Raw genomic sequence first — 12347 nt, 5'->3', positions numbered from 1 at the left:
TGCGTTGCATACTAAATTCGAAGAGCAGAATAACGGCCAGACGATTCTAATATTAAAAAAATAAAAATATATATTATATTAAATTTTTATCTGATTCTTAATGTAAATTCGTTTATTCTGATATCCTTCTGAATCATTAAACCAAGAATTCAAAATGAAAAACAAATCAATGTACTACGAAGTACACAAAGCAAAAATTTACAAAGACGCATACCGTCCATCTTCTAACATCGGCAGATTCATTAAAAACATCTTTGCCATTATTATTTCCGGTAACTCCCCTATCAGCGGAGAACATCAATACCATCGCAGCAGATTAAAATAATTTCCCTAAACATTAAAGTTTTTAGCGCTTACTTCTGAAACCACAAAAACCAGTGTTTGTGCTATTGGCCGCATTGTAATGATGCGGCTTTTTTGTGCGAGAAAGAACGCAGATTGTTATGATGGGTTATGATTTTGAAAAAGTTCATTTGTGAGGGGTTTCAAAAACTAAATCTTAATAAATCATGACAATCTGCGTTCTTTCTCTATCTCGATCAAAACATTATCTATCGTGCCTTTCAGCGTTTCGTATTCAGTGAAGCCTCGTGTGAGTAAATAGAATTTACCTTCATTCACCTGCATGAAAACAGTAGGAAATCCGGTGACTTTTAATTGTTTGCACAAAGCGAATTCATAATAAGCTCGCTCCTTGTATTCTTCGCTTGCCAGTTTTGTATAAAACTCATCGGCCGGAATGCTATATTTTTCCAGTAAATGCCTGTACGCTTCATTATCGGTAAGGTCGCGGCCCTCGTAATGAATTGAATATTGAAGATCTGCCGCAAATAAGACAGTATCATCAGGATAATAGTCTTTGAAAACGCACATTGCAATGGCAGCTTTTTCTGAATTCGGGTACCAGTCGCTATCATCGGGATTTTTAATGTGCCAGAGATAATCCTCGCCAAACTTAATGCCGGTGCGCTCTTCCACTACTTTATAAGCATCCTTTATATAAGATGCCATTCTGCCGACATGATAGGTGTTTTCCACAGGAATCATGTTTCCACTCAAGGTTTCGAAAAATAACCGGTCTTTATACTCTTCAAAAATTTTTTTAATTATCGGACTGAAACCATAGCACCAGCCGCAATACGCATCATAACAGTAAATAATTGTTGGAGTCATGGTACAAAAATAGGGATTGAATAACTGAATAACTGAATAACCGAATTGTGGAAAACAAAACCAACTTTAATACCTTCGGTTATTCAATTATTCAGTTATTCAATTATTACTTTTGCCTGAATGAGTGAAGAAGAAAAGCAATATCCGCAACGAACAGTAATAATTACAAATACACCCAAGTCAAAGGCAAAAACAACGCCTGCCTTGCTCATCAATACAGTGGCGAGGAATGAAATGGGTTTTGCGATAGAAGGTCTACTGATCAATGAATTCAACAACCAGCGGTCGTTACAAAAGTTTCCCCTGAACAGTGATGTGGCGCTTTCTCACTTCAAAGCATTGCCAACAGAATTCATTCGGATCATCAAGCAATTATTTGCTTCGGCACTACAATACCAAAAAGAAAAGTTGGCGCTGCAGTATGTGCATGAAGACGGATCTGTTAGCAAAGAAGATTTCATCCAGAAAGGAATTGTTAATTACCACTTCAATATTTTTCAACAACTTAAACCGTTTGCTTCGCTCGTAAAATGGTATTACCAGGGAATTGACGATGATTTGTTAACAACTACGGTTACCAAACCTGCAGCAGTTAGTAATTATTCCAGCCAGCTTAATTTTGAATTGGCCAGAACAAGTACCGGCATCTTACGACTTTTTGCATTTGTAAATATTAACGGCAATACCTATTCGCTTACTGAATTTGCACGCACTTCATTTTTATTAAGAAGTAAATCAGAATTTTTTCTGCTGAAACCAAAAGACGCAGATGTTCTCGAGAAGTTCTCCGACGGCTATCGTGATGCATTGCTACACGGCGAACAGAATTTTGTGAAACAAATTGTGGATAAACTTGCCGAAAACTATCCGGTAAACAAAAACATTTTGCTCAAAAGAGAAGTTATCGAAATTGAGCCGCAGTGTAATGTTTATTTGAGCGAGTTGAACAATGCATTTCTCATGCTAAAGCCGCATTGGCGATACGCTGACTTTGAAATAGAAGATGACGAGAAATTAATCACTGAAATTTATACCACTGACGCCGTTTATGAAATAAGGCGGAAAGCAGATGCAGAGAATAATTTCAAAGAATTACTACGCTCACAGAATAAAAAATTCTCACAACAAAACAACGGATTTTTTTACCTCTCCTTCGCAGAAGCGGAGAAGAGCCAGTGGCTGGTAAAATGTTATAGAAAGCTCACAGATCAGAATATTGGCATTTTGGGAATGGAAGCGCTTAAGCATTTCCGTTATAACATGAGCACGCCGGAGATAAAGTTTGAATTCAACGGTAAAGGCATTGATTGGTTTGACCTGGAAGTGGAAATTAATTTCGGCGATCAACGCGTAACACTCGGCGATCTGCAGAAAGCGATTTTACATAAACAACAACACATCATTTTGGGCGACGGCAGTATTGGCGCCATTCCTGAGGAATGGATCACTAAATACAGCATGCTCTTTAAGCTGGGCGAAACGACTAAAAATAAATTACGCCTATCCAATCTTCACTGGACGCTGAGCGATGAAATTGAAGGTGGCGACGAAATAAGAAAAAAAATTATCAGCACCGAGCATATACAAAAATGGGAAAGGCTACAAACCGAAAATCAGGATGTGTATGCCATTCCGGAAAAAATAAATGCGCAGCTTCGAGATTATCAAAAAGCCGGTTTCAACTGGATGTGTTTGCTCGATGAAATGCAATGGGGCGGCTGCCTCGCAGATGACATGGGTTTAGGAAAAACGCTGCAAACCATTTCCTTCATTCAGCATTTGAGTGACAACTACAAAAATGAAACGCATCTCGTTGTGTGCCCCACTTCTCTTATGTACAACTGGGAGCAGGAGTTGAAAAAATTCGCACCGGAGCTGGACTATATCATTTATCATGGCACCGGCAGGTCGATGGATGAGAAAGAGTGGAAGAGGAAGAATCTCATTATCACCAGTTACGGAACCGTGCGCAGTGATGCGGAACAACTATCCAAGTTCAAGTTCGGCTACACCATACTGGATGAGAGCCATGTGATAAAAAACAGCGCATCGCTTGCTACAAAAGCAATGCAGCAATTGAACACACGCAACAAACTTATCCTGAGCGGAACGCCCATTCAAAACAATACGTTTGATTTGTATGCGCAAATGAATTTTGTAAACCCGGGATTGCTCGGTAACAAAGAGTTTTTTAAAACTACGTTTGCTACGCCTATTGATAAATTTGGCAACAGAGAAGCATCCCAGAAATTGAAAAAATTGATCTTTCCATTTTTGCTGAGAAGAACGAAAGAGCAAGTGGCAAAAGATCTTCCGCCAAAAACGGAAATGATCCTCTGGTGCGAAATGGGCGATGAACAACGTAAAGAATATGACGCGGTGAAAGATTATTACCGCGAAAGTATTTTGCAAAAAATTGAAGCGGATGGAATGGGCTCGCACTCAATAGAAATATTATCAGGCCTTACAAAGCTGCGCCAGATCTGCAATTCCACGGCTTTAGGGAAGGACAGCAACAAAGAAATCAATGAATCTGTAAAGCTGGAAGAATTGATGCGGGAAATTGAAGAAAACATAGGCGACAGAAAAGCATTGGTGTTTTCGCAATTCACCGGTATGCTTGAATTGATAAGAAAAGAGATGGACGCGAAAGGAATTTCGTACGTATATCTTGATGGCGGTACAAAAGCAGAAACCCGCCAGGAGCTGGTGAAACAATTCCAAAGCGATGCCTCTATAAAAATATTCCTCATCAGCCTGAAAGCCGGTGGTGTTGGTTTAACCCTGACTGCAGCGGATTACGTATATCTCGTAGATCCATGGTGGAACCCTGCAGCCGAGCAACAAGCGATCGACAGAACGCATCGCATTGGTCAACAAAACAGCGTGTTTGCGTACAGAATGATTTGCCGCGACACGGTGGAAGAAAAAATTCTGGAGTTGCAGCAACGCAAAAAAATGATTGCGGATGAATTGATCGCAGAAGACAGCGGCTTTGTTAAAAAACTCACGACAGAGGATGTGGCGTTCTTGTTTAGCTAAGAAAGGCGACACGCAGATGACGCTGATTGGACTGATTTACACTGATTTTTTTACAATATTCAGCACTCAACAATTTCGAATTTAATCGGAGACCAAGACCTGACAGGTTTTTAAAAACCTGTCAGGTCTTGCGCCCTAAAGTAATTCAGCCAAACGCCCCGGTTCGTGTCCTCACGAACCCGGACATTTTGGATGCCGGCAATTATTTTGCGTTTTTTCGGTTCGTGGAGACACGAACCGAGGCTCTGGGCTCTTGGTAATTCATCACACTTCAGAAAAACATCCGTGCAAATCAGTTCAATCAGCGTCATCTGCGTGCTCACTCCCAAAAAAAATTAACATAAAGGTAATTTTGCAATAAAAAAGTGTCAATTTTGCGCCTGATTTGAACAACCCCTTGGCTGCATTTTTCATTTTTTAAAAAAATTGTTTTGCAAAAGTCTCTATTACACGTAGTTATAGTTGTAGCACTGTCTGTTATGATGTTGCCGTTTACTGCAATGGCGCAACCCGATAAACTTGGTGGCTGGAACATCATTACCGGCATGGTCAATCCAAACAAGAAGTTTTCCTATTGGTTTGAGGCACAGACAAGGTCGCAATCCCTCACCAAAGATTTTTATTATCACGAATTAAAAGGAGGCGTTGCTTACAATTTATCCGACAAAACCCAATTTTTCGTTGGTGTGGGCGACTATAAAACCTATACTTATCCGGGAAATTATGAAAAACCGGTTACAGCGGCCGAGTTTCGCATGTGGGAGCAATTCATTTTAAAAAGCCAGATCGACCGCGTTAAAATAGAGCACCGCTATCGAATCGAGCAGCGCTGGATCTACGGCAATTATAGAAACCGTTTCCGCTACAGAATAAATCCCATTGTTCCCCTTAACCACACCAAGGTTATTGCCAACACAGTATACCTGTCTGCATTTGATGAAATCTTTTTTACCGACAAAGGCCCCTACTTTGAACGCAACCGCTTTTTCGTGGGAGCCGGTTACCAGTTTACCGGACTATTTGCTTTGCAATCCGGTTTTATAAGGCAGTTTGATTATAACACAACAAACGGTGGCGTAGGCAAAAACTTTATACAAACCACTCTAATTTTCTACATCGACAAACATACACTCAACAGAGATGTTGAGAGAAAGCCGAACATGATTGATTAATGTGAAAATGTGGAAATTTGAAAATGTGAAAATGAGCGGGCACAGTCTGCTCATTTTGGTTTTCAGCTGGCTGTGTAGTAAAGGGTTAGCTGGAATTAAGAAAAAATCTCTAACCCACTAAGGTCTGCAGGTGGGCGTGTAAATCGGCGTGCAGCCCGCTCATTTTCACATTTTCATATTTTCACATTTTCACATTCCATGTCATCTGCGTGCCAAATCTTTATCTTATTGCTATCTTTTCATTCAATCGTGTTAACTTTGCGCCTTCAATTCGTAACATGAGCGATCCGATTAAGCACGAATGCGGTTTGGCATTCATTCGTTTAAGGAAACCATTTTCTTACTATCAGCAGAAGTATGGCACTGTGATGTACGGCCTCAACAAGTTGTACCTGCTCATGGAAAAACAACATAACAGAGGGCAGGACGGTGCGGGAATAGCCTCTGTGAAGTTGAATGTGGAACCCGGCTACCCTTTTCTGCACCGTTTGCGAAGTGCAGCACCGCAGGCAATCGCAGATATTTTCCGACAGGTAGGTGAAGAAGTAAATGAACTGGAAAAATATCAGCCCGATGTAAAAAGCCACCCGGGATTGTTAAAGGGTCATCTCAACTTCATGGGCGAATTACTTCTCGGGCATCTCCGGTACGGAACCCAGGGAAAAAACAACGTAGAATTTTGCCATCCTTTCATAAAAAGAAATACGATTCCTGCACGAAACCTCGCACTAGCAGGAAACTTCAACCTTGTAAATACAGAAGAGCTTTTTGACCTGGTAAATATTAATCCAGGGCCCTTCCAAAAACAAAGCGACCTCGCTGCAATGATGGAAGTGCTGCATCATTTCCTTGTAAAAGAAGATGAGCAGAGCCAAACGCAGTTGGACGTTGTAAGCGTTTTGAAAAAAGCGGCAAGATTGTTTGACGGTGGCTACCACATTGGAGGTTTGATTGGAAACGGCGACAGCTTTGTAATGCGTGATGAACACGGCATTCGTCCTTCTTACTATTATATAGATAAAGATGTGATCGTTGCAGCATCTGAAAGAGCGGCGATTCGTACTACATTCAATGTGGGCGAAAACGAAGTAAAAGAACTGATGCCGGGCCAGGCTTTGATAGTAAAAGCAAACGGCGATTACAGCATCGAACAAATTCTGGAACCCAAAGAAAGAAAGGCTTGTAGCTTCGAACGCATCTATTTCTCACGCGGAAATGATGAAAAGATCTACAAGGAAAGAAGCCAGCTGGGCTACAACCTTAGCGACGCGGTTTTAAAAGCAATTGACTACGACTTAAAGAATACTATATTCTCATTCATCCCTAACACAGCAGAAGTAGCCTTCTACGGTTTGCTGAAAGGAATGGAAGATTATCTGAATAAAATAAAGGTAGAACGCATCCTTAGCTGGGGCAAAGACTACGACGAAGAGAAACTATCGGAGATGGTTAATCGCAAAATCCGCGTGGAGAAAATTGCTATCAAGGATGTGAAAATGCGTACGTTCATTACAGAAGATGCGAGCCGCAACGAAATGGTGCAGCACGTATATGATATTACATACGGAACCGTTCGCAAAGGCGTCGATACTTTGGTGGTGATCGATGATTCTATCGTTCGCGGTACCACGCTGAAAGAAAGCATTGTTACCATGCTTTCAAGACTGGAGCCTAAAAAGATCATTATTATTTCTTCGGCTCCCCAAATACGTTACCCAGACTGCTATGGCATCGACATGAGCAAAATGGGCGACTTCATTGCCTTCAGAGCAGCAATTGAATTGTGGAAAGACAAAGGCCAGGAAAATTGTGTGGATGAGATTTACCACCAATGTAAAGAGCTGGCAAGAACCGGTCAGTTGAATTCTGAAAACATTACAAAGAAATTGTATAAGCCATTCACGGCTCAGCAGATCTCAGATAAAATTGCTCAACTAATAACTCCGGAAGGATTAAAAGTTCCTGTGCATGTAATTTATCAAACGATCGAATCTCTGCATAGTGCTTGTCCTACCAACACTGGCGACTGGTACTTTACAGGTGACTATCCGACAAATGGTGGAAACAAAGTGGTGAATAAAGCTTTTCTTAATTATATGGAAGGCAAAAACGTTAGAGGATATTGATATTAGCCACAGAGGCACAGAAAAACACAGATAGGACATCAACACATTTATCTCTGTTCTTCTGTGTTTCAGTGGCAATCCCAGGCAACCCTTGATTTCGATCAAGTAAATCATAAAAAAAAGCGGGTATTTGTTAATTTGACACTAAAACGGCCAGACTGGCAAAGTATTTGTGAATTTTGTGCAAACTAAGCCGTTTTAAAGATATTTTTCCTATGGGCGACCTTTAATCGACTAGACAGGCCTGTTTATTAAAAATCCATATCTCTTAAAGAATTCATCAGCCCTACTTAATTTCATTTCTCATGAAATCATTACTGGTTATTCGGCATGCTAAAAGTAGTTGGAGTACGGCTGATTTACTTGATTTTGACCGCCCTCTTAATGAGAGAGGCAAACGCGACGCGCCGGCAGTGGCCGATGCGCTTATAAAAAAGAACGTCAGTATTGATACGTTCATTTCCAGTCCCGCCAAAAGAGCGAAAAAAACAGCACAATATTTTTGCGAAGCCTACCAAAAAGATAAAGATGATATCATCTTTAAGCCCGCGTTATACCACGCTTCTCCGGAAGTTTTTTATGAAGTGATAAAAAGCATTGGCAAAAATTCGGACACGGTTGCCATCTTCTCCCATAATCCCGGCATAACGGAATTTGTAAATACACTCACCGATACACGCATTGACGACATGCCTACCTGCGGCGTTTATGCAATACAAATGCAGGAAGACGATTGGGCGAAATTTGAAAAAGCAGAAAAAACATTCTGGTTTTTTGAAGCACCGAAATTGTTGTGATCATATAATTGGCGATCCCTCCGTAGAGACAAGGCATTGCCTTGTCTGTAGCAAGATTGACAAAGGCATGTACGGTAAAGTTTGGAAAGACGCACTCGTCATTGCGAGACCTGTGCATAAAACGATACCATTTACAGTTAAGAAAATCGATAAACGGAGACTGGTCGAAGCAATCTCATCTGGTCGGTACAGACAAGGCAATGCCTTGTCTCTACAGCGTGTTTTGCATTTTTCCAATAATTTCCTTTAAACAATTTTCCGGAAAATCGGGAAAAATAAAATCCTTCTCCTCCAATTTTTTCAACACACTAATCAATTCAAAATCACTTTGCCTAACGCTAACGCACATATTATTTTCCGACAAATAATCCGCCAGGTATTCCTGCTCCGTTTGCCCCGGCGTAGGAACAAAGATGCATCTTTTATGAAGCGGTATAAGATCCATTACTGTGCTGTACCCGGAGCGACTAATGATTGCTGAAGATTCATTAATGGCAATATTTAGATCAGCCGCCGATAAATGATTGTGAATTTTTATATTGTCCGATGTGTGCAGCGAGGATGTTGCATTTGGCAAACCCCTTACGACAATCGACGATAGATCTGTTTGAGATAGTTGATCAACGACTATTTTTTCAAACAGGCTTCTTTGCGGTTCCGGCCCGGAGATAATTACCAGTAAGTCGTTTGTGATTTGCCGCTCTTCTTTTTTCATTCTTGATAAACGGCCAAGATAACGGACAGGCACAGACGGCATGTGATGAGGATGAGATAACTCGCCGCCGAGATTGATTTTTCCTTCATGATCCGGGACCCAGCAGGCAGTGAATTTTCTTATAAAACGAAAATTTATTTTTTGCAAAACCCTTTCGGTCCATTTTCCAAAAGGCGTTTTAATAAGCAATTGATGACTGATAAAAAACGACGGAGCGCCGGTTAAATAAAAGCCATATCTGTTATCGCTGATCACGAAATCAACCTTGTTTTCAGTGGCAAATCTTTTCAGCCATTTGTTTTCCCGGCGGATGGCAGCAAGGATTTTGGGTACCTGGAAAAAAATTTTGAAGATCGTTCCCCATTTTGTGCGTCCGTAACGCAGCCGGTAACCGGGTAGATCGACCAGCTTAACAAGTGGAAATTCCTTTGCCAGCAAGGCTTTTTGGGCCCCTTCTCCCGCAATAATCACCTCGAAATCAGCGTTAACTAAGGAGTTTACAATGGGAACGCATCTTGTAGCATGACCAAGTCCCCAATCGAGTGGAGCAACTAACACAACGGGTTTGGAATTCGGTGGCATGTTAATTTTTACAAGATTTAATAACCATTGAGTTTTATTGTTGAATTTTGTTAACTTAGAATCAAATCTATGAAGATAAAAACATTAATATACTTTTTGCTGATCACAGGTTCAATGGTTGCTTTTGTGGGTTGCAGCGGATCAAAAAAAGGTTGTGGTTGCGGCATTCACAAAGGTTACGTTGGTTATTAGGTAGAGACTGATAATTATCCGTCTGTACAAATTTTTTAAATTATATAGAAATGAAATCGCCGTCATCCCGTGATTTGCTTGTGTTGTTTAAAGATGATCTTTATAGTGAGCAGGAAATGCAGGCGGCTATAGATCAACTGAACGAACTGCTGTATGAAGTTGAAACTGTAGAAACATTTTGTACGGTAAATGAAGTGGCAGATTTAAACAAATATAAACTAATCACTAAGCCAGTTAAACTCTCTCAAATTCTTTTCCAAAAAGAGTTGAAGCCCTTTCAATTCATCATTAATAAGAATTAAGAATTCTTTCAGTGTAACATACTTCAGTTGAAATAACCTTCAGGAGTGCTGAAACTAATTTCAGCATTTCAAAAGAAACAAAAGCAAGTCGCTTGTCATCCCGAGGAACGAGGGATCTGGGTGATTGTTTATGCATAATGTTCGCCAGTGTTAGACTCAGATCCCTCCTTCGTCGGGATGACAAGCGGTCTTTTCTTACAGGTCACAGCCACCATTCCGTTCGGAAAAAAAGTAGCAAAACAAACAATCGCAATCCCCCGCACGCACAGAAAGCATTTTCAACTTTCTAAAGCGTTCAACATTTCAAAAGAAACAAACGCAATTCGCTTGTCATCCCGAGGAACGAGGGATCTGGGCCTAAAACTAGTGAGCACAATGCGTAAACAATCACTCAGATCCCTCCTTCGTCGGGATGACAAGCGGTCTTTTCTTACAGGTCACAGCCACCATTCCGTTCGGAAAAAAAATAGCAAAGCAAACAATCACAATCCCCGCACGCACACACAGCATTTTCAACTTTCAATTATCTAAAGCGTTCATCATTTCAAAAGAACCCAAACGCAAGTCGCTTGTCATCCCGAGGAACGAGGGATCTGGGTCTAACACTAGCGAACACTATGCGTAAACAATCACGCAGATCCCTCCTTCGTCGGGATGACAAGCAGTCCTTTCTTGCGAGTAACAACCACCATTCCGTTCGGAAAAAAAAGTAGCAAAACAAGCAATCCCCCGCACACACAGCATTTTCAACTTTCAACTTTCTAAAGCGCTCATCATTTCAAAAGAACCAAACGCAAGTCGCTTGTCATCCCGAGGAACGAGGGATCTGTGATTTGCACAAACACTATGCGTAAACAATCACGCAGATCCCTCCTTCGTCGGGATGACAAGCAGTCTTTTTTGCGGGTAACAACCACCATTCCGTTCGGAAAAAAAATAGCAAAGCAAACAATCGCAATCACACACACCCACAGAAAGCATTTTCAACTTTCAATTATCTAAAGCGTTCATCATTTCAAAAGAACCAAACGCAAGTCGCTTGTCATCCCGAGGAACGAGGGATCTGGGTCTTGCCCAAAAGCGTGTTAGCCTTAAGATGCCTGGAGATCGAACCTCAGTTCTGTGTAATCGGAAAATATAACCTGGCTGGATATGCGAAAATTTTCACCAATGCGCAACGGTCGATGTGCATAACACATCTTGCTTGTTATCTCCGCAATACGTTGACGAAGATGATCAGAAGAATCACTATTAAATCTTGCTAAAAAAATAAAGGGAAATGATATTGAGAATGCAAGTGTACCATGTATACATTGTTACAAATTACACCAGAACGGTTTTGTATACAGGAGTGACAAATAACCTGGAGCAAAGAATTGCCGAGCACTATCTAAACAGAAACGACCAAAGCAGTTTTACAGGAAAATATAAAACGTACTATCTTCTTTTTTACGAAGCACATCAGTACATACTAAATGCCATAGCCAGAGAAAAGGAAATCAAGGGGTGGAGCAGGCCTAAAAAATTGGCACTTATCAAATCATTCAATCCAGAAATGATTTTTCTAAACAATGAAATCTCCAGCAAATGGCCTCCCGATGAAATCTTTCATCGTAAAGACTTACTTTAAAATACTGCAATCACTCAGATCCCTCCTTCGTCGGGATGACAAGCAGCCTTTTTTGCGGGTAACAACCACCATTCCGTTCGGAAAAAAAGTAGCAAAGCAACCAAAAGCAAGTCGCTTGTCATCCCGAGGAACGAGGGATCTGCGTGATTGTTTATGCATAATGTTCGCCAGTGTTAGACCCAGATCCCTCCTTCGTCGGGATGACAAGCGGTCTTTTCTTACAGGTAACAACCACCATTCCGTTCGGAAAAAAAGTAGCAAAACAAACAATCCCCTGCACACACAGCATTTTCAACTATCTAAAGCGTTCAACATTTCAAAAGAACCAAAAGCAATTCGCTTGTCATCCCGAGGAACGAGGGATCTGCGTGATTGTTTATGCATAATGTTCGCCAGTGTTAGACCCAGATCCCTCCTTCGTCGGGATGACAAGCAGTCTTTTCTTACGGGTCACAGCCACCATTCCGTTCGGGAAAAAAAGTAGCAAAACAAACAATCGCAATCCCCCGCACGCACAAACAGCATTTTCACCTTTCTAAAGCGTTCAACATTTCAAAAGAAACAAACGCAATTCGCTTGTCATCCCGAGGAACGAGGGATCTGCGTGATTGTTTAC

At 41.1% G+C, this 12347-nt stretch carries 9 protein-coding genes; 7 read left to right on the top strand and 2 right to left on the bottom strand.

Annotation, left to right across the window (positions count from 1 at the left end):
- The first annotated feature begins 154 nt into the window (after positions 1-154).
- Positions 155-325 carry a hypothetical protein gene (locus QJ048_RS10100; protein ID WP_282334222.1) on the top strand — a complete coding sequence of 57 codons (171 nt, stop codon included), beginning with the start codon at positions 155-157 and terminating at the stop codon, positions 323-325.
- Between the two features lie 182 nt (positions 326-507).
- Here the strand turns inward: QJ048_RS10100 and QJ048_RS10095 are convergent, their stop codons facing one another.
- Positions 508-1173: a DsbA family protein gene (locus QJ048_RS10095; protein WP_282334221.1), complete on the bottom strand. Its 666-nt coding sequence runs from the start codon at positions 1171-1173 to the stop codon at positions 508-510.
- A gap of 120 nt (positions 1174-1293) precedes the next feature.
- On the opposite strand from QJ048_RS10095, the gene QJ048_RS10090 reads away from it, so the two are divergent.
- The 4 genes from QJ048_RS10090 (at position 1294) to QJ048_RS10075 (ending at position 8310) form a co-directional block, all read left to right on the top strand.
- Positions 1294-4215, top strand: a complete 2922-nt coding sequence (locus QJ048_RS10090; protein WP_282334220.1) for a DEAD/DEAH box helicase — start codon at positions 1294-1296, stop codon at positions 4213-4215.
- A gap of 431 nt (positions 4216-4646) precedes the next feature.
- On the top strand, positions 4647-5387 hold the full coding sequence (locus QJ048_RS10085; RefSeq protein ID WP_282334219.1) for a DUF2490 domain-containing protein: 741 nt from the start codon (positions 4647-4649) through the stop codon (positions 5385-5387).
- 278 nt (positions 5388-5665) lie between these two features.
- Positions 5666-7513, top strand: a complete 1848-nt coding sequence (locus tag QJ048_RS10080) for an amidophosphoribosyltransferase (protein WP_282334218.1) — start codon at positions 5666-5668, stop codon at positions 7511-7513.
- 305 nt (positions 7514-7818) lie between these two features.
- Complete coding sequence (locus QJ048_RS10075; protein ID WP_282334217.1) at positions 7819-8310, top strand: SixA phosphatase family protein; 492 nt, start codon at positions 7819-7821, stop codon at positions 8308-8310.
- 211 nt (positions 8311-8521) lie between these two features.
- Here the strand turns inward: QJ048_RS10075 and QJ048_RS10070 are convergent, their stop codons facing one another.
- The gene (locus tag QJ048_RS10070) at positions 8522-9607 is read right to left on the bottom strand and encodes a glycosyltransferase (RefSeq protein ID WP_282334216.1); all 1086 of its coding nucleotides are present in this window, start codon (positions 9605-9607) and stop codon (positions 8522-8524) included.
- A 242-nt stretch (positions 9608-9849) separates the two neighbouring features.
- On the opposite strand from QJ048_RS10070, the gene QJ048_RS10065 reads away from it, so the two are divergent.
- Together QJ048_RS10065 and QJ048_RS10060 are read left to right on the top strand one after the other, a co-directional pair.
- Positions 9850-10101, top strand: coding sequence for a hypothetical protein (locus QJ048_RS10065; protein ID WP_282334215.1), 252 nt, complete (start codon positions 9850-9852; stop codon positions 10099-10101).
- A gap of 1279 nt (positions 10102-11380) precedes the next feature.
- Positions 11381-11731, top strand: a complete 351-nt coding sequence (locus QJ048_RS10060) for a GIY-YIG nuclease family protein (protein WP_282334214.1) — start codon at positions 11381-11383, stop codon at positions 11729-11731.
- Positions 11732-12347: the final 616 nt, after the last annotated feature.

The sequence above is a fragment of the Pinibacter soli genome, assembly GCF_029961145.1.
In the GTDB taxonomy this organism is placed as follows: domain Bacteria; phylum Bacteroidota; class Bacteroidia; order Chitinophagales; family Chitinophagaceae; genus Pinibacter; species Pinibacter soli.
This window is presented reverse-complemented; position numbering and strand designations above follow the sequence as displayed.